Genomic DNA, 18051 nt, shown 5'->3' on the forward strand with positions numbered 1-18051 from the left:
CGACAGCACACCGGCTCAGCAACCGCTTGCCGCCTGACCGGGCCCCGCCTGGCAAACACCAGATTTGACAATAACTCATCCTTCAGAGGTCGACTCTTTGGGCGAGCGGAGGTCGCCGACGAGTGCGAACGTATTGACCTTCTTGCTGCAGACCCAGTCCTTTGATCCTTCCGAGAACGTAAGGAAGTGCGGCAAAGTTAGGTGATGTTCAAACGCGTCTGCGTCTTCGTAGACTTCGTAGAGAAAAAATTGAGTTCCAGTAATGCTGCGACAGACATCGAAGACGAGGCAATCTCGTTCTTGCCGCAGCGAATCTTCGGCATTTTCAATCACTGCTCTCTCGAAAGCTTCCGCATGTTCCGACTTCACCACAAATTCAACTGCCACAACAAACATATCAACCTCTCGGATATTAAAGGTGCGGGAAGGACTTTCGGCCTGAAGACCGAACGCCGAAAGGATGATCGCCCAATTGGGTGGAGCGAGCGCCCTCTCGAATCCAAGGTTCCTCCCTTCAGAGAGAAACCTCAAAGTCAACGTCATGCTTGCGACCGAGTTCCGCAAGTTCACGCGCAAGCGCGGGGCCAATAGGAACGCCGTTTTCGCGATGCTTGATCAGAGCAAGGTACTCGCGCTCTCCCGGCATATAAATGCGGTCAACGCCGGTGGCCTTTTTAGCATTTCGCAAATCTGCAATCGCTCTGTCCATTCGGTCGAGGTAGCTTTCCAGATCGTCGAACGACGACACAGGCAATACTCCGAACAGATGGCCGCTGTTTTGCGCGTCTGCGGTCTTTTCGTAGAGTTCGCCAACGTCACGCCCGAATGCTGCACCGGAGAGCATCGTGCTCAGGAGTCCGACAGTAAGCGTCAAGGCGTAGCCCTTTGGACCGCCGACTGGAATCACGAAGCCCTTGAGTGCCTCGGCAGCATCTGTTGTCGGCAAGCCGTCAGGGCCCGTCGCCCAATCCGAGGGGATCGGCTTTCCTTCCTTCGCAGCAACAATAATCTTGCCTCGTGCGGCGACGCTGCAGGCCATGTCAAGGACGACCGGAAACGGCTCACGACTCGGGAATGCAATAGCAAACGGATTGTTTCCAAGCATGGCCTCAGCGCCGCCCCACGGGGCCATGTGGTTTATAGCGCCGATTGTAAAGCTAAATCCAATCATTCCCTTTCGGGCCGCCATCTCGGCGTAGTACGCGGCGGTGCCAAAATGATTGCTGTTCCGAACCGCAACAAAGGAGACGTCGCCTTCGGCAGCCTTTTCGATGGCGATCTCCATCGCTTTGACGCCTACGAAGTGACCAAGTCCGTTGTCTCCATCGACAACTGCGGTCGTACGCGTTTGCCGTACGATGTTGACCTTTGGTGTTGGATTCGTACCGCCGTCCAGGATTCGTTTGATGTAGATAGGCAGGCGCACGATTCCATGCGATGCGACGCCTCGAAGGTCGGCTTCGATAAGGTTGCTTGCGACTAGCTCTGCTTCGTCGGCAGGTACTCCCACCCGCGACAGCATATTAACGGAGTATTGAAGCAGCGTCGATTCAGGGATAAGAAGGCTGTTTTCAGCGGTCATGATGTTGTCCAGGTTCGATTGTTCCAGTGTCCTATCAAGGCTTATCGGAAGGAGCGACGCTCAGTAAGAATCGACCTCATCTGCACGGTGTCCAACCCTCCTTCCCGCTTTGCCGTGACCAAAGTTGCCACTACGTTTCCAATCACATTTACGATGGCCCGCCCTTCGCTGATCATTCGATCAATTCCGAGAAGCATCGCTACGGCGGCCACGGGTATAGCCGGCACCAATGCAATCGTTGCAACGAGCGCCACGAAGCCGGCGCCAGGCACCCCTGCCGACCCTTTGGTTGTGAGCGAAGCGACGCCCAGAATCAGAAGTTGGTGGCCGATGGTCAGCTCCACGTTCATCGCCTGGGCGATAAATAGAACGGCCAGCGTGATGTAGATATTTGTACCGTCCGAATTGAAAACGTAACCCGCTGGCATCACAAGCCCAACGACACCTTTTTCACAGCCCAATTTCTCCAGCTTTTCCATGAGCGATGGGAGCGCAGCATCCGACGACGAGGTCGCGAGTACAAGGAACAACTCGTCTTTGAAATAGCGCAAAACAGAGAAAATGTTGAAGTCGCACCAGAGACCAACGGCGCCTAGAACGAATACAACAAAGAGCGCGGACGTGACGTAAAACGTGAGGACTAAAAACGCCAGCGATTGGAGCGAACCAATACCAAACTTCCCAATGGTGAATGCCATCGCTCCAAACGCACCAAGGGGCGCAAACCGCATGACGATACCAATGATGCCGAAAATGACATGGGAGCACGAGTCGACCATGTCACGAACGGGCTTTCCACGTTCCCCAACCCGGCGTAGCACGATACCCATCAACAAAGACACAAACACGATAGGCAAAACGCTGTCTGCGGTGAACGCGCCGAGCAGTGTTGATGGGATGATGTTGAGGAAAAACTCCGTGAGGCCTTGGCCGTGCGCGCTGCTGACATACTGCTTAATGGAGCCGGCGTCGAGGTGTGCAGCCGCTACATTAAATCCCACACCAGGCTTCAGCACGTTGGCAACAAGCAAGCCAATAAGGAGAGCAATCGTCGAAAAGATCTCGAAATAAACGACTGCGAATCCTCCAACCCGACCTACCTTTCCAACGCTTTGCATTCCCGCAATGCCAGAGACAACCGTAAAAAATATAACCAAGCCGATTGTCATCTTAATAAGCTTGATAAAACCGTCGCCAAACGGCTTCATTGCGACTGCAAGCTGCGGTGAGAAATAGCCCAGTGCGATGCCGATAGTAACGGCAATCAGGACCTGGACATAAAGGTTGCGCTTAACAAAGCCGAGCGTTCCGCGTGTGCTCTGCTTGTGCGCAGTCTGTTCGACCGACAGCGACATTTGAGTCTCCTGTTCCGTTTGTGGCACACGCACTCTGGTATGCGTATCACCTATAGACCTATCATACCACCGTGATCGCGCCTGATTGCGTTGTGATGGCGCGGGGTTTACCCCCGGATCGCCGCTTGGCAGGTCACAATCTGCCTAAGTCAGGCTCACGTCGCTGGTATGATAGGTAACAGGCGCGGACAAACTGCTCCTCTAAGTCCGCTAATGTGTCCCCTTTAAGACGGGTGCTATGGCTCTAATCGTTGAACCCATCCGACGCCGAAAAATATCTGAGGAAATTTGCGAGCAGTTGCAGGCGATGATGCTCCGCGGGGAGCTCAAGCCCGAGCAGCAGTTGCCGTCTGAGCGAGAACTCATGTCCATGTTCGGCGTCGGCCGCACCTCGGTTAGAGAGGCGCTTTTCGCGCTCCAACGCATGGGCCTTGTGGCCATTCGCAATGGCGAGCGCGCGTCGGTCACAAGGCCGACGGCTAAGTCGGTCGTTGAGGAGTTATCCGGCGCGGTTAAGCACATCCTGGCCGACGAGAAAGGTGTCAAGGACTTGCAACAAGCTCGAGCCATGTTCGAAGCGATGCTGGTGCGCTACGCCGCAGCCCATGCGACGAAGAGTGACCTGCATAGACTGAAGTCAGCGTTGGACGCAAACGAAGCCGCTATTGGGTCGACGGACGAGTTCACACGCACCGACATTGGGTTTCATCTCGTGCTCGCGGAAATTCCTCAGAACTCGATATTCACTTCGCTGCACATGGCGCTTGCCTCGTGGCTCGCGGAACAGCGAACCGTTTCGCTACGAGCGGACGACGCTGAACGAGCCGCTTATCAAGCACATAAAAAAGTCTACGAAGCCGTTACATCCGGCAGGCCGGACGCTGCAGAAAGGGCAATGCTCGAGCACCTTGGGCAGGTGGAAACTTTCTACTGGCGAGAGGTAAAAGACGCAGCCGATGGCGAAGTCGTAGACTCTAAATGACGCTGCTCTTGCATTAATGCCATGCCGTTCGACCCCAAACTACAGGCGCCTGCGTCCACAGCGAGGAGCGCTCGTGAATCAAGCGCTGCATGGTTTTCTGAACAGCTCGCGATGCTGCGTGTTGCGGCATAGCATGCGGGATGCAAAGGCAGCCCTCTCGTTAATTCGAAGAACTACCGTTGGCCTCTCGCGACGGCTCGGGCAGAAAGAACTCCGTCGCTCCGCCTCTCGTTGACATCGGCTTAGATAGACGGCGCACAGGATTGACGTGGGTCACCGGCAAGGGTCGCGAGCGCGGCTGCAGGTTTAGTTTGCATCCGCCAATTCGAGCAGACTTCGGGCACGTAATACAACCGGTCGGTCCACCATCTCTCCATCAACCGAGACAACTCCTCCGGCAGAAAGCTCGAATGCATCAAGGACACGCCTAGCCCAGTCGATCTCCGCCTCAGAAGGAGCATACGAAGCATTGACCGTCAGCACTTGCTTCGGATGAATGCAGAGCTTGCCAGCAAAACCCCATCGCCTGCCGTTCACCGTGTCGCGACGCAGGCATTCAGCGTCATTGATTTCAGTCGTGACACCATCAATTGGAGCGCTAATGCCTGCAACTCGCGAGGCAGTGGACAACTGCGCACGGTAAGAGTTCAGCTCTGCATTCTCGAGTTCCATTTTCATGTCGGCCATGAAATCGAGCGTGCCGAACATGAGCTGCCTGACAAAGGGAGCTTTCGCGATCTGCAAAGTGTCCCACATGCCACGTGCGCTCTCGATAAGCGGATAGACGGGCGTCTTCGCTTTGATGCGTGAAATTAGGTCGACAACATCTGACGCGCTCTCCGTTTTTGGGAGAACAATCCCACTAACTCCCGGCAACTTGCACAACAACGCGTCTTGTTCATACCACGGAGTTCCTCGGGCATTTACGCGGATGATTACCTTACGCTCTAGGTTCACAAACTCCGAAATCATGCGACGCGCGTCATCCTTGTCGTCCGATGCAACAGCGTCCTCCAAATCGATGATGACCGCATCAGCGCCACTCCCGAGCGCCTTCGCAAAGCGCTCGGGCTTGTTGCCGGGAACAAAGAGAAAGGACCGGCAGGTATGGTTGCTAGTCTGGGGCATCGTACTTCCTTTGATAGTTTCGTTTCAACGACTTTCGAAATGAGCGCTGGCCTGCATGCCTAACGAACCGCGGGTATCAATGACCCGCATTTGCAACAGACTTGAATCGTCCGCATCGGCCCACGCCTGAAGCTCGAAGGCTTCATCGACGAACAGTGGACTGAGTCCTTTAAACTCGAACTGGCTCAGTCGAGAGTTTGGCCTGCAACTGGTAGCGAAATTTTGCAAGAGTGTTGCGGTAAGCGGACCGTGCACAACAAGATTTCGGTAACCCTCTACCTCGCAGGCATACGGCTTGTCGTAATGAATGCGATGCCCATTGAACGTCAGTGCGGAGTAGCGAAACAGAAGCGTGCTATCCGCAGTGACGGCCTGTCTGAACTCAACAGGGGCATCAGGTGCGGTCTCTGCCCTCGACGATGCGGAGGACGCCTCGCGATAAACAATGTCTTGTTCTTCGACAATGCAGTCGGCCCCTTTCACGCCCGTTCGATGCTCGACGGTGACAAAGCAGAGCTTGCCTGCCCTGCCCTCTTTCTTGACCAGCTTCGTGATTCGACTCCTGCGCGTCACGTCCGAGCCGATTGGCACTTCCTGAAGATACTGCATCCTGCTGCCCGCCCACATGCGGCGTGGCAGCGGTACCGGCGGTAGAAAACTGCTTTGAGTATCGCGACGTGGATGCCCATCTTTGCCGAGTTCGCCGCGGCGGGCGACCGGATTGAAGAAGAGCCATTGCCATCCGGCAGGCAGCGCGCAACCAATGGCGAGGTCCATCGACACATCGAGTGTAGCTGCGAGCGCGTCGACCCGGCGTGCATCGACGTGCTCATGCAGAATTTCAGTGCGGCTCGTCCAGCCAGCGTAGAGAGTGTCGAATTCCATTTCTTGTTCCCGTCCTTCGAGTACCATTAGCCCCGTTGCTCACGCGCCAGCTCAGCATGCCCGATGGCTTCCTTTTTTCGCTTCGCTCCCGAACGGGCTGCGAGCAGGAGAGCGCCGCCCACAACGCCGGCCACACCAAGTGCTACAAACGAAGGGCCGAAACCAGGGGACAAAGACTTCGTGTAGCCCACGATGAGTGGCCCCAGAAACTGCCCGAGGAAACTCCCTCCTCCAATCACGATGCCAACCGCGGGCACCGCCTTGCGCAGCGGCAAAATCTCTGTGAGATAGGATGAGATGAGCGGCGTCGGCATTTTCAGCATGAAACCAATTGCGAGAATCAGTGCAATCTGAACGTAGAGAAGCTGCGCGGAGACGCTCGCAAGGACACACAAGCACACGCCGGAGACAATCATCGGCACAGCGGCATGCCAGCGGCGTTCTTGGCCATGTTTGTCGGAGCGACTTGTGATGTAGTAGATGCCGAGCATCGACATAACGAAAGGTGCGCCGGAAAGCACGCCGACCATCATCCCGCTGATGCGGTTGTCAGACTTAAAAATCGTAGGCAGCCAAAGTGTGAGGCCATACAGAATGATTTGGCTGCAGGCGAAACCGATGAGGAGCATCCAGACCGACGGCTCTTTGAAGATGGTGGCCCAAGAATCGACTTCTCTGTCCGCATGCGTGGCTTGCTCCTCAGCCAGAGAATTTTCGATCGTCTTGCGGTCAGGCGCAGACAGCCAGCGGGCCGCTTCAAGGCTTCGCGGAATCGCGAAGAACCACACGATGCAGAAGAGAACGGCCGGCAAGCCTTCAACCACCATCATGACGCGCCAGTTGTGATGCGCAAGAACAGCAGCGGAAATCGGTCCCGCAAGGAATCCGCCGGCCGCAACGCTCAGATTCCACACGCCGAAAGCGCGGCCGCGCTCCGGCTTCAGAAACCACTGCGCGAGCAGCATCGAGGTGGCCGCGTAGATTGGACCTTCTGCGAGGCCAAGCACGAACCGAATCGCGAGCAGTTCTTCGAAGGTACGCGCAAAGCCAGTGAACATGGCTATACAGCCAAACAGGACGAGACAAATCCCGATGAGTTTGCGGGGGCCGAGGCGGAGCGCGAGAATGCCCGCGAGCAACTGCGTAACGATGTAACCCCAGGCAAACGCGCCGCCAATCCATCCTGCCTGGACCGAGGTCAAGCCCATTTCCTTTGTGATGTGGGGCAGCGCCATCCCCACGTTCACCCTGTCGAAGAAGGAAATCATGTACATAATGAAGGCGGCTGGCATGATAATCAGCCAGCGCTTCTTCAAGGTGTCCGATAGCGGAATTCCAGTGTTTGCGTTCATTGTTTCGTCTCCTGCATCAGTGCGCGCGTGGCGCCGTCGTGTCATTCGTATCTGCTATGCAAACGTGGGGTCCTGCTCGGGGCCAGCGACAATGCGCGCATCGTGCAGTCGCCCGATAGCACCGCTATCAAGGCCAAGCAGGCCGCTCAGCACTTCGTCCGTGTGCGTTCCGAGGTATGGCGCAGACTTCATGGGCTCTCGAGGTAATGCTGGCGCCCGCACAGCGGCGCCGGCGCTCATGTGTTCACCGATGCCGGGTGTTACCGCGCGTTCGAAGACCGGGTTCGTGAGCGATGCTCGAGGGTCGTTTGCCAACAATTCCGTCACAGTTTGATACTGCCCCCAGCACACTTTGTTTTCTTCGAGTGCTATCTTCACCTCGGTGAACGGACGCTCGGCAAACCACGGCTCAATCAACGCAGCGATTTTGTCACGCGCTTCGAACCGCTGTGCCTCGTCGCTGAAATCAAGTCCTGTCTTGTCCTGGAGCGATGCGATTGCGTCCGCGATGTCGCAGCAGCGAATGAGTGCCTTCCATTGGCCCGCTGAAATCGCAACAACCATCACTCTCTGGCTGTCCTTGGTCGCGAAGTCGCGGCCGAATGCACCGTAGAGATGGTTGCCAATTGACGGGCGCTCTTGTTGAAGCAACTCCGCTTCGGAGAGCACCCCAAGGTGCGAAAGCGCACTGAACGCAATGTCAGCGAGGGCAAGTTTCAGTTCACTTCCCGCTCCCGTGATGCGTCGATGATTGACTGCCGCCAGAACGGCGAACGCGGCTTGATATGCACACGCAATGTCCCACGCCGGGAGCACGTGATTCACCGGATGCTCCACCGAGCCGCCGCCCGTGACCGCCGGATAGCCTGTAGCACAGTTGACCGTATAGTCCACAGCTGTACTGCCGTCTCCGTTGCCCTGAATCGTGCACGTGATGACGTCATGCCGGCGCTGCTCAAGCAACTCATGGGAAAGCCAAGGCGTCCCGATATTGGTGAGCAACACTCCCGCATCCTCTCCAGGTGCAGTGACAAGCGCTTGGATAAGCTCGCGCCCCTCCGGTCTGCGCAGGTCGATGGCAATTGAGCGCTTGCCCTTGTTGAGCGAGGTCCAATAGAGGCTGCGTCCTCGACCTTGTGGATGTGGCATCCGCGGCATGCGACCGTAGTCAATGCCGCCACCAATGTTGTCGATGCGGATGACGTCCGCTCCGTATTGCGCGAGCGTGAGACCGGCGAGCGGTGCGGCGATGAATGCGGAACTTTCGATAACCCGCAGTTTGCTAATAAACGGATAGGTCATGGTCTTATTTGAACTCCGGCGTGCGTTTCGCAAGGAACGCGCTGACGCCTTCTGCCGCATCAGTCGAGCAGAAAATTTGGTCGCTTTCCATGAGTGATTGAGCAACGAGTGCTGCCTCTGGCATATCGAAGCACGCGTTGATGAGGCGCTTGGCTGCGCGCATGGCGTCGGCAGGCTGCCTTGCCAGCGTTGACGCAAGCGCTTCAGCTTGTCGCAGCGCTTCGCCACGTGGCACGACATCATTCACGAGCCCCCAATTCAGCGCGGTTTGCGCGTTGATGGGTTCACCTGTGAGTACCAATTTCTTTGCGCGCGCTTCGCCGATTTTGCGGGCGACGCGGTAGGTGCCACCGCTACTCGGGAAAAGCCCAAGTTTGATTTCCGGCAAGCACAGTTTGACCTGTTCTTCCGCAATCATCATGTCGCAGCATGCTGCGATTTCCAGTCCGCCGCCGTAGGTGTAGCCGTTGAGCGCTGCGATTGTGGGCTTCGGAAACGTGCGCAGCAGCTCGAAAACCTTGTTCTGGAAGATGAGCTTCCGCTCCAGCACGGCGCCGGGAGTGAGCAACTCGGTTATCTCATGGATGTCTGAACCCGCGCAGAACGCGCGCTCGCCAGCGCCTGTTAGCACGACAGCGCGGACTTCGGTATCGAGTTCCAACTCGCGCAGTGCTGCATAGAGCTCGCGCGTAAGCGGCGCCGATACGACGTTCATCGGCGGATTGTCGAGCGTAACGACCGCGTGACGGTCGTTACGCTGAATGCGGATTTTGGAAGGAGCGTTCATCGCGCGCGCCCCTCCGTCAAACGGACGAAATTCGAGTCGGCGCTCAGGCCTCGTCGTCCACCCGGAAGCGCGCGGACTGCGTGTACCGACTGCGCGGATAAAAGCTGACTGTGACCTGCAGCAGTTGCTGGTTCTCGTCGTAGTAAAAACGCGTCATCTGCAAGGCCGCCTCGCCAGGTGCCGTTTGCAGGATCCCAGCAAGCTCCTCGTCCAGCACGGTCGCCGTGACGTCCTGTCGAATTTCCCTCACGCGCACGTTGAACATCTTCTCGATGTTCTGATACACGGGGGTGTTCGACACAATTGGTTTCTGCTGCGCGGCTGCAAAGCGAGGTGGCACATAAATCTTGACGAAGCTCATTGGCAAGTCCTCGCCCGGCGTCTTGCGAACGAAGGTTGCCTCCGACATGAGCAGGCCCGGTTTGCACTCGATTTGCTCGCCGAGCTCCGCGTCCACGATTATCTCGCGCAGCGACGTCGCGTGCATCTCCGTGCCCTCGACGAACTGCAGTAAAGCCTCGGCCGAATTGAGCGCCTTGAATCGTCCCTGCGTCCGCACCGGCTCGCGCACAATCGTCCCGATACCCGGATGAGACGAGATGAGCCCTCGCTCCCGCAGCATCCGCAGTGCAAATCGTACGGTCTGCCGGCTCACGCCATACCGCTCCGTCAACTCTTTCTCGGATGGCAGTGTGGTTGTGGGAGGATACTTGCCCTCGTAAATTTCGCGCGAGAGCATCTCCGCGAGCGTCGAGTACAGCGGCTGTTGCCCCGCGCTGCGCGCGAGGCGTTCCGGCGCTGCGTCGGATGTTGTCGCCATGAGGTCCTGTGCCAGTAGCATGCTTCGAATGTGCGTATTGTCGCCCATTTTTAGCGGCCTCCAGCCGAGAACTAGGATTTTCTGAAGAATCGAGGTTCATCGCGCGCCCCTCAGACGGTGATTCCGTACTGCTGCAATTGCGCTTCGGTGTATCCAAGGCGCTCGATGAGGATTTCGCGGTTGTGCGCGCCGAGCGCTGGCCCCGCCGAGTCGATACGGCCCGGCGTCTCCGTCAGCCGGCCGACAACGTTTTGCATGCCGATGGGAGCGCCAAGTTCGCTGTCGGGCACGTGACAGATGTTTTCGCGGGCTTTGATTTGCGCGTCCTCGAAAATCATCGATACGTCATTGACGGGCGCGGCCGTCGCTCCGAGTTCCTCGGACCGGTGCATGACCGTTTCCAGGTCCATACGACCAATCGATTGCTGAATCTGTTCGTCGAGCGCCTTGTCGTTGTCCAGTCGCGCGCGGTTCGTTGCAAACCGCGGGTCTTCCACCAGGTCAGGGCGGTTAATCATCTCGCAGATGCGCTCGAACGCGGCCTGCGAGCTGCCGGCAATGGCGAGCCACTTCCCGTCTTCGGTCTGGTACGTGTTGCGAGGCGCGGTGAATGGCAGTCGGCTGCCATTTCGCTGTTGAATCATGCCGAGTTGGTCGTAGTTGACTACGTGCGGTCCGAGCAATGTCAGTAGAGTCTCGTAGATTGCCAAGTCGACTACTTGGCCCCGACCGGTACGGCGCTTTTCGTTGAGAGCAACCATTGTGAGAAAGGCGGCCATCATGCCGGTACTGGCGTCGCCGAGGGCGAAGCCCGGCAGGAGCGGTGGTTGGTCCGGATTGCCGCTGATAAAGGCATAGCCCGCGTAGGCCTCGGCGAGCGTGCCGAAACCCGGCCGATAGCGGTACGGCCCGGTCTGACCGAAGCCTGTGATGCGGACCATGATGAGGCCGGGATTGATTTCCTTCAGGGTGTCGTATCCCAGTCCCCACTTCTCCAGCGTACCGGTGCGGTAGTTCTCGATAACGATGTCGACGTCCTTGACCAGCTTTTTGACCGCTTCCGCGCCGATTTCCGTCTTAAGGTCCAGCGTCACCGAACGCTTACCGCGATTCAGAACCTTGTAGAACAGCCCCACTCCGTCCTTGGTTTCGCCCCAACGGCGAATTTCATCGCCGACTTGCGGGCGTTCAACCTTGATTACGTCCGCGCCATGGTCGGCGAGGAACATGCCGCACATCGGCGCGGCGAGAAAATTCGAGATGTCGAGAACGCGTACGCCGTCGAGCGCTCGCGTGGATTTGCTAGGAAGATTTTCCATTTAATTTATCCGCCTGTTCGCCTGTTCGAATGTACGTACATTCGCATAGGTGCAGGTTGGCGGTATAGATGGTGTAAACCCTGCGCCGCGGGGGAACTCTCCTGGCGAGTACACAGCGCCGGTGCTGCGGCGATGAAACCTTGCAATATCGCCATTCTTTGAACTTGGTATCGCCGCACGAGAATGCGGTGGTCGATCGCCCCCCCAGAGTCCTCCGCCTGTCCGAGGCACTGTCTAAAAGTGGGGCTTCGGAAAGGATTCCGGGACCAGTGGGCAAAGCGCAAGGCCCGTCAGGTCGTATTTCATCGCTGTTATGCGACCGGGACAAGCGCCCCGATGAGCCCTCTCAGGCAGGGCTCATCTGAAGGCCAAACCTACTAACATTCACGGTGGCTGGCTATTCCGAACGCGTCATACCGCTGGAGGAAAACGAAAGGTAAGACTATTTTGCGCGCGCGTGAGAGTGTGCTTAACGATAATCCGTGGCCTGCGCGACAGGCATTGTCGTCAACTGTCTGCCAACTCGGCGAGCTCTCGTCCAACGCGCGGTAGAGTTATTCGGGACACGGCGTTGCGACGAGCCACAAAATCGCTCAGAAATGATGGCGGAGGCGATCATGGGCACGCACACGCGCTTTGAGACGTTCATCGCGTGCCGTCACACCCATTTGGCGATGCGCGATCGATCCGAAATCGCTCCTCGCCGCAATGCAGTCCACCCCGATGCTGGAAGCGATTTCGCGAAACAAAGTCGAAGCACCCAATGCGCCCTTCGACAAACAACGGTTCAGGCGGCACTGTGCACGCTGTAAGAGATGGTGACCGTTGTTGAAGACTTGGCCGGTGAGTATCCTGGCCTGGTTCTACGCGCCTTGCGGATTGGCTGCTACCCGCGAAGCGACCGAGGAAGCGCTCCTGCAGTGCGTCCGATTTTCTCAACCGCCGGATGCTGGAAACACGCGACAGGTTCGCCAGCGTGTTCCAATCCACATCACAAACGCGGAAAGCCACTACACCGGGAATGTACTTGCAACCTCTCTATCCTGCGATCGCGCTCGAGAGGAACTGTTATCGCCCTCGCTCGCAAAGCGACAATCGCCACGCGGCGCTCCAGTGTGTAGCCCCCAGTAGTAGATGCCGAGTGCAAGCAGACAGACGAACAGCGTGTCGAAGGGGTGCGCAATAAGGCCGATACCGTCGAACGGCCCCAAATACGACGCCAACATCGTCAGTAGGTAGTAGCCAACAAGCCAGAGCGAGCTACGAATTTGTTGCCCGAACGTGAGATGCCCGACAGATGCGCGCTTCATCGCCGCCAGGTAAATCACGTACAGGACAACCTGTACGCCAAGCAGCCATGACAGGTTCTTCCATCCCGTCCAGTAGACGATAAGGGTGGCCACGACGAACGATAGCGGCCCGACGAAACCTAGAGCCTTGACCCTGAAGGGTCGAGCCATCTCAGGATGGCTCTTGCGCAACGCCGCGACCGAAACCGGGGCGACCGCATAGCTCACGACAAGCGCAGCAGATACCACAGAAATCATCGCTTCCCACGACGGGAAAGGCAGCGTCCAGAAAATCGACAGCGCCAAGGTCAGCCACGTTGCCCGACGCGGGATGCCCGATTTCTCGTCAACCTTCGAAAAGGTACGGAAGAACGTGCCGGAGTTCGACCACGCAAAGATGGCTCTGGGCGTAGCGCCGAAGAAGATGTTGCCGCATCCCGAGGGCGATATCACCGCATCAATCGCGACGATGACGCTCAACCACACAGCGCCGAGCAGCATTGCGATGTCGTAGAAGGGAAGCGAGAGGCTCTGGCTGACTGCATGCCACCCTTTGCTCACCATCGACGTGGGAACGGCGCCAATGAAGGCGACCTGCAGGAGAATGTAGAGCAGCCCGGCAAGCAGGATTGACGATACGAGCGCGATAGGAATCGACCGCTGCGGATTTCGAACCTCGCTTGCGACCGCCACGATGGGAGTGAGCCCGAGAAAGGCAAAAATCACCCCGCCCTTCGACACGGCCGCCTCGACTCCGGCGAACCCAGCCGGTGCAAATCCCGCGACATGGAAGTTCGCGGGTTTGAAGAAGACCAGCAACGTCACGATGATTGTTGCCGGCACGACGAATTTGATGACCGTCACAATGTTGTTCGCCAATGCGAACGTCCGCACGCTGAAGAAATTCAGTGCGAAGAACACCAGTATCAGAGCCAACTGCAGAAACCAGCCCAATGTGCTCGAGTTGCTGGTACCAGGTATATTGAGCGCGGGCCACCAAGCTGCCGCGTACTGCCGGGCTGCGACGACTTCGAGACCGACGATGCTCGACATGTAGATTGCCGTCATCAAGCCGATAAGGTACGTCACCATCGGGCCGTGCGAAATTTCGAGGTAGCTGATTGCGCCACCTGGACTTGGGATGGCAGCGCCCAATTCGCAGTAGACGACACCCAGGCTCAGCACTGCAACTGCGGCGATTACCCACGAGAAAATGCCGGCCGGGCCTGCCATGGAAGCCACGTTGCTCGCGGCAAACAACCACCCGGAACCGAAAACGGTACCAAAACCTATTAGCGTCAAGTCAAAAGCCGTGAGGCTCTTCTTGAAATGAGCAGAATCTGACACTTGCTTGTCTCCTTAGACCTTTTTATCGACCGCTGCATGGGGCATGCGCGGGACGATATTGAGCCACCGCCGCTTTGCAGCGTGTCTCACATAACCAATTTGCTCGATTGAGTTGGGCGGCTGTTCCAGGACCGCGGCAAATGATGTATGGGGTTCGATTGTTGGCCGTCGATGGCTCTTATCTTCTGTGCGTCCCTATTGAGAAGACTGTGGAGACGGCGACATCGGCGCAGCGCTGCGTAGAAGCTGTAGGCTTCGCGAAAGAGCTTTTGTTGTACACATCTGCGCGTCGTCTCCAATTTTGTTGCTACTGTCTCCGGGCCCCATCCGTACCATGGAAGCCGGAACATCTCCTGAGTCAGGGCCAGTCCGAAACTCGGCGAACACTCCAGGAAGGCAGTAGCAAGAGAAACCCAATCTGGTTCCGGACCGCTCGCGAGCGTATCGACTTCGAGTTCAATCGTTCCCGCTACCGCTCCTGTGTGGTCAGGAACCAAGCAGATGTCGAACAGCTCTTCGGCTTTAATGCGGGCAATCGCGCCTGCTTCAAGATGCCCCTCGCCCGCGCCTCTGCGAATGTAGTGCGCTCCACGTTCGGCATGCCAACCGACCGAGAACGGAAAGCGCATGTCGCTGAGCTCAACTGCTCGCGTCGATGAGAACTGATAGGTCAACACTTTTGAAAACTGCCTGACAGCGACATAAGGACCAGGACCGGCCGACTCCTACAGACGCCGACCCGAAATGCTAAAAGTAGCCATCGAAGTCAGCCGGTCACGACACTGCGCCTCCGGATCGGTTAGACCCGATAGTCGCCGCCTTCGCGGTCCAGCAGTCGCAACAACGCTGTCCATTCGCGGTCCAGGTGAACCGTGTCGAGATACGCATAGTCGTCGTGCTGCTTGGCCGCGTGTTCGCACACTTCCGGAGAAGGAATAACGATTTTTTGGCCAGCTGAGAGCGTCGCGACCTGAATCTCGCAAGCTTTATTGAGGTAGTACATGCGCGTAAAGGCCTCAGCGACCGAGCGCCCCGTTGTGAGCAAGCCGTGATTTCGAAGGATGAGATACTCCTTCTTGCCAATCGACTTCACAATGCGCTCGCGCTCGTCTAGCTCGAGCGAGATGCCCTCGTACTCGTGGTACGCGACCCGGTTGTAGAACTGCATGCTGATTTGGTTCAACGGCAAGAGACCGCATTCCATTGCCGCTACTGCCATGCCGTAGGTCGTATGAAGGTGGACCACGCACTCGACGTCGTGGCGCGCCTGGTGGAGCGCACTGTGGATGGTGAAGCCCGCCGCGTTGACTTCAAAGCGGTCGTCGCCAATCGGATTGCCGTTCACATCGATTTTCACCAGCGACGACGCGGTGATCTCGTCGAAGAACCAGCCGTGCGGGTTGATGAGAAACTGGTCGTCCGTTCCAGGAACTCGCGCGGAGATATGCGTATAGATGAGGTCGGTGAGTTCAAACTTTGCTGCAAGGCGATACGCAGCGGCCAGTTGCACGCGAGTTTCCCATTCTGCCTGCGAGATGTTGCGCGGCTTCCGGTTGATGTGCGGGTCGGTCGTGGAAATCATGTTTCGAGGTTCTCCATGTTTGAGATTCGACGAGTCACGAGTGTGCGGCGCTCAGCGCTCGTCGAGGGCTATGAGTAGACGACGCGATATCAGAGCGATGAAACAAGAGCAGGAACGAGCTCAAACAAATCACCGACTAGACCGTAGTCCGCCACGCCAAAAATGGGCGCTTCCGGGTCCTTGTTAATGGCAACGATGACCTTGCTGTCCTTCATGCCGGCCAGATGTTGGATTGCCCCGGAGATGCCGACTGCTATATAGAACTGAGGAGCGACAATCTTTCCGGTCTGACCTACCTGGAAATCGTTGGGTACATAACCCGCATCGACCGCCGCGCGTGAGGCGCCCAAGGCTGCCCCGAGCTTGTCGGCAAGCGGCTCGAGAATCTTCGTGTAATTCTCGCCGCTGCCCAGACCGCGTCCGCCAGACACGATGATTTTTGCGCTCGTCAGCTCCGGCCGGTCAAGCCTCGTGACCTCGCGGCTGACAAATTGCGAGACGCCTGCATCGGATGTGGCTTCGATTTTCTCGACAGGAGCATTGCCACCCTCAGCTGCCACCGGGTCGAAGCCGGTAGCGCGCACCGTGATGACCTTGATACTGTCGCTCGACTGCACCGTCGCAATTGCGTTTCCCGCGTAGATGGGTCGCTCAAAAGTATCAGCGCTGTCGACCGCCGTGATGTCGCTAATCTGTGCGACGTCCAGATGCGCTGCAATGCGCGGTGCGATGTTCTTCCCGTAGGCTGTCGCTGGTGCCAACAGGTGCGAATAGTCTTTGACAATGTTCAGCACCGTGCCTTCGACATTCTCGGCGAGACCATCTGCGAGTTGGGGCGCATCGGCCAGCAGCACTTTAGCCACGCCCGCAATCTTCGACGCGGCCTCTGCCGCGCCTTGCGCATTGGAGCCTGCCACCAGAACATGAATCTCACCGCCCACTTTCGCAGCAGCTGCAACCGTGTTCAATGTCGCGGGCTTAATCGACGTGTTGTCGTGCTCCGCAATAACCAGAGTCGTCATTTCGCGCATCTCCTTACAGCATTTTCGCTTCGGTCTTGAGTTTCTCGACGAGCGTCTTTACGTCAGGCACGGTGATGCCGGCGCTACGCTTGGGCGGCTCGCTGACCTTCAATGTCTTCAGCCGCGGCGTGACATCGACGCCGAGGTCCGTGGGCTTGATGGTCGTGAGCGGCTTCTTCTTCGCCTTCATGATGTTGGGGAGCGTCACGTAGCGAGGCTCGTTCAGGCGAAGGTCAGTCGTGACCACGGCGGGCAATTTCAGCGACAGGGTTTCCGAGCCGCCATCAACCTCGCGCGCGACCGTTGCGCGACCGTCCGCAATCGTCACCTTCGATGCAAACGTCGCCTGAGCCAGCCCGGTCAGCGCGGCGAGCATCTGACCGGTCTGATTGGAATCGTCGTCGATGGCTTGCTTGCCAAGGATGATTAAGTCTGGCTTTTCGTGGTCGACAAGCGCCTTGAGAATCTTGGCGACCGCGAGCGGCTGCAGCTCTTCCGTGGATTCCACGAGAATCCCGCGGTCCGCGCCGATGGCCAACGCCGTACGCAGCGTTTCCTGACATTGCGTCACGCCACACGAGACCGCGATGACCTCGGAGGCCACACCCGCTTCCTTCAAGCGCACCGCCTCTTCGACGGCAATTTCACAAAAGGGGTTCATCGCCATCTTCACGTTGGCGATGTCCACGCCCGTGCAATCTGACTTAACGCGCACTTTCACGTTGTAATCAACAACGCGCTTCACCGGTACAAGTACCTTCATCGTCTTTCCTTGATATGTGTCTCACATGCCAGCCAAGCGAGGTAGCGCGCAACTTCAACTGCCTGTGTTCTTGCACTCGACACCAATAGTTTGGCGTCTGCGGGTTAACCCATCCCTCCATCGCCTGCCGCTCGCGCAGTCCACCGCGCTCTCAATCGCCACACCTTCCAAACGGCCCCTGATCGTACGGGCTCATTCTGGGCCAAAAATCAAAAAAAACATAAATTTTTCAGAATTCATATTTTTCTGGAAGGATACCGAGAAGCCTTCCAGCACGAATCCCGCGGTGCCTCCACTTCGCTTTATTCTCTATAAAACATCGCTTTACAAGCGCAGCACGTTGGAGAAGAATGCGCTCGAAGGCCAGAAAATTTTTGTTCGCTTGACATCAGATTAAGACGTCACTCATCATATGTCAACGGGCAAAAATAATGACTCGGATCGACGTTTGGCCAGGGAGCGGAGGAAGACAGAAACTGTCCTCTAGGCGCGACACCGCCCCCGCAATGTTCGTCAGCTATCGGGAATTCGCGCTG

General features: G+C 57.3%; 16 protein-coding genes. 1 reads left to right on the plus strand and 15 read right to left on the minus strand.

Annotated elements, in window-relative coordinates; translation table 11 throughout:
- Nucleotides 1-75: 75 nt before the first annotated feature.
- The 3 genes from AWB82_RS16115 to dctA are packed head-to-tail and all read right to left on the minus strand — an operon-like array spanning nucleotide 76 to nucleotide 2937.
- Nucleotides 76-543 carry a putative quinol monooxygenase gene (locus AWB82_RS16115; RefSeq protein WP_200818124.1) on the minus strand — a complete coding sequence of 156 codons (468 nt, stop codon included), beginning with the start codon at nucleotides 541-543 and terminating at the stop codon, nucleotides 76-78.
- Nucleotides 515-1582, minus strand: a complete 1068-nt coding sequence (locus tag AWB82_RS16120; protein ID WP_086968857.1) for an Ldh family oxidoreductase — start codon at nucleotides 1580-1582, stop codon at nucleotides 515-517. Before AWB82_RS16120 ends, AWB82_RS16115 begins: the two co-directional genes overlap by 29 nt.
- Nucleotides 1583-1623: 41 nt before the next feature.
- A complete protein-coding gene (gene dctA / locus AWB82_RS16125; RefSeq protein WP_086968859.1) occupies nucleotides 1624-2937 on the minus strand; it encodes a C4-dicarboxylate transporter DctA in 1314 nt (437 codons plus the stop codon).
- A gap of 238 nt (nucleotides 2938-3175) precedes the next feature.
- Between dctA and nanR the strand changes: the two genes are divergently transcribed.
- Complete coding sequence (gene nanR / locus AWB82_RS16130) at nucleotides 3176-3919, plus strand: transcriptional regulator NanR (protein WP_086968862.1); 744 nt, start codon at nucleotides 3176-3178, stop codon at nucleotides 3917-3919.
- Between the two features lie 306 nt (nucleotides 3920-4225).
- Here the strand turns inward: nanR and AWB82_RS16135 are convergent, their stop codons facing one another.
- From AWB82_RS16135 to AWB82_RS16190, 12 genes are all read right to left on the minus strand, one after another.
- Complete coding sequence (locus tag AWB82_RS16135; protein ID WP_086968864.1) at nucleotides 4226-5047, minus strand: HpcH/HpaI aldolase/citrate lyase family protein; 822 nt, start codon at nucleotides 5045-5047, stop codon at nucleotides 4226-4228.
- 24 nt (nucleotides 5048-5071) lie between these two features.
- Entirely contained in the window at nucleotides 5072-5932 is an 861-nt protein-coding gene (locus tag AWB82_RS16140) for an FAS1-like dehydratase domain-containing protein (RefSeq protein ID WP_086969036.1), read from the minus strand.
- Nucleotides 5933-5958: 26 nt separating this feature from the next.
- On the minus strand, nucleotides 5959-7284 hold the full coding sequence (locus tag AWB82_RS16145) for an MFS transporter (RefSeq protein ID WP_086968866.1): 1326 nt from the start codon (nucleotides 7282-7284) through the stop codon (nucleotides 5959-5961).
- Nucleotides 7285-7338: 54 nt separating this feature from the next.
- On the minus strand, nucleotides 7339-8586 hold the full coding sequence (locus AWB82_RS16150; RefSeq protein WP_086968868.1) for a CoA transferase: 1248 nt from the start codon (nucleotides 8584-8586) through the stop codon (nucleotides 7339-7341).
- A 4-nt stretch (nucleotides 8587-8590) separates the two neighbouring features.
- Entirely contained in the window at nucleotides 8591-9373 is a 783-nt protein-coding gene (locus tag AWB82_RS16155) for an enoyl-CoA hydratase/isomerase family protein (protein WP_086968870.1), read from the minus strand.
- A 43-nt stretch (nucleotides 9374-9416) separates the two neighbouring features.
- Entirely contained in the window at nucleotides 9417-10241 is an 825-nt protein-coding gene (locus AWB82_RS16160) for a GntR family transcriptional regulator (RefSeq protein WP_235023323.1), read from the minus strand.
- 62 nt (nucleotides 10242-10303) lie between these two features.
- Nucleotides 10304-11512 carry a CaiB/BaiF CoA transferase family protein gene (locus AWB82_RS16165; RefSeq protein ID WP_086968872.1) on the minus strand — a complete coding sequence of 403 codons (1209 nt, stop codon included), beginning with the start codon at nucleotides 11510-11512 and terminating at the stop codon, nucleotides 10304-10306.
- A gap of 1010 nt (nucleotides 11513-12522) precedes the next feature.
- The gene (locus AWB82_RS16175) at nucleotides 12523-14148 is read right to left on the minus strand and encodes an APC family permease (RefSeq protein WP_086968876.1); all 1626 of its coding nucleotides are present in this window, start codon (nucleotides 14146-14148) and stop codon (nucleotides 12523-12525) included.
- A gap of 86 nt (nucleotides 14149-14234) precedes the next feature.
- Nucleotides 14235-14825: a hypothetical protein gene (locus AWB82_RS37110; protein WP_143756740.1), complete on the minus strand. Its 591-nt coding sequence runs from the start codon at nucleotides 14823-14825 to the stop codon at nucleotides 14235-14237.
- Between the two features lie 122 nt (nucleotides 14826-14947).
- Nucleotides 14948-15730: a class II aldolase/adducin family protein gene (locus tag AWB82_RS16180; protein WP_086968878.1), complete on the minus strand. Its 783-nt coding sequence runs from the start codon at nucleotides 15728-15730 to the stop codon at nucleotides 14948-14950.
- Nucleotides 15731-15819: 89 nt separating this feature from the next.
- Entirely contained in the window at nucleotides 15820-16752 is a 933-nt protein-coding gene (locus AWB82_RS16185) for an electron transfer flavoprotein subunit alpha/FixB family protein (protein WP_086969040.1), read from the minus strand.
- Nucleotides 16753-16765: 13 nt separating this feature from the next.
- A complete protein-coding gene (locus AWB82_RS16190; RefSeq protein ID WP_086968880.1) occupies nucleotides 16766-17515 on the minus strand; it encodes an electron transfer flavoprotein subunit beta/FixA family protein in 750 nt (249 codons plus the stop codon).
- Nucleotides 17516-18051: the final 536 nt, after the last annotated feature.

The sequence above is a fragment of the Caballeronia glebae genome (genome assembly GCF_001545035.1).
Taxonomy (GTDB): domain Bacteria; phylum Pseudomonadota; class Gammaproteobacteria; order Burkholderiales; family Burkholderiaceae; genus Caballeronia; species Caballeronia glebae.

Excerpts from the sequence above, each read along its gene's own strand:
- AWB82_RS16115 (WP_200818124.1), bottom strand. The coding sequence starts at position 543 with ATGACGTTGACTTTGAGGTTTCTCTCTGAAGGGAGGAACCTTGGATTC.
- AWB82_RS16120 (WP_086968857.1), bottom strand. The coding sequence starts at position 1,582 with ATGACCGCTGAAAACAGCCTTCTTATCCCTGAATCGACGCTGCTTCAA.
- dctA (WP_086968859.1), bottom strand. The coding sequence starts at position 2,937 with ATGTCGCTGTCGGTCGAACAGACTGCGCACAAGCAGAGCACACGCGGA.
- nanR (WP_086968862.1), top strand. The coding sequence starts at position 3,176 with ATGGCTCTAATCGTTGAACCCATCCGACGCCGAAAAATATCTGAGGAA.
- AWB82_RS16135 (WP_086968864.1), bottom strand. The coding sequence starts at position 5,047 with ATGCCCCAGACTAGCAACCATACCTGCCGGTCCTTTCTCTTTGTTCCC.
- AWB82_RS16140 (WP_086969036.1), bottom strand. The coding sequence starts at position 5,932 with ATGGAATTCGACACTCTCTACGCTGGCTGGACGAGCCGCACTGAAATT.
- AWB82_RS16145 (WP_086968866.1), bottom strand. The coding sequence starts at position 7,284 with ATGAACGCAAACACTGGAATTCCGCTATCGGACACCTTGAAGAAGCGC.
- AWB82_RS16150 (WP_086968868.1), bottom strand. The coding sequence starts at position 8,586 with ATGACCTATCCGTTTATTAGCAAACTGCGGGTTATCGAAAGTTCCGCA.
- AWB82_RS16155 (WP_086968870.1), bottom strand. The coding sequence starts at position 9,373 with ATGAACGCTCCTTCCAAAATCCGCATTCAGCGTAACGACCGTCACGCG.
- AWB82_RS16160 (WP_235023323.1), bottom strand. The coding sequence starts at position 10,241 with ATGGGCGACAATACGCACATTCGAAGCATGCTACTGGCACAGGACCTC.
- AWB82_RS16165 (WP_086968872.1), bottom strand. The coding sequence starts at position 11,512 with ATGGAAAATCTTCCTAGCAAATCCACGCGAGCGCTCGACGGCGTACGC.
- AWB82_RS16180 (WP_086968878.1), bottom strand. The coding sequence starts at position 15,730 with ATGATTTCCACGACCGACCCGCACATCAACCGGAAGCCGCGCAACATC.
- AWB82_RS16185 (WP_086969040.1), bottom strand. The coding sequence starts at position 16,752 with ATGACGACTCTGGTTATTGCGGAGCACGACAACACGTCGATTAAGCCC.
- AWB82_RS16190 (WP_086968880.1), bottom strand. The coding sequence starts at position 17,515 with ATGAAGGTACTTGTACCGGTGAAGCGCGTTGTTGATTACAACGTGAAA.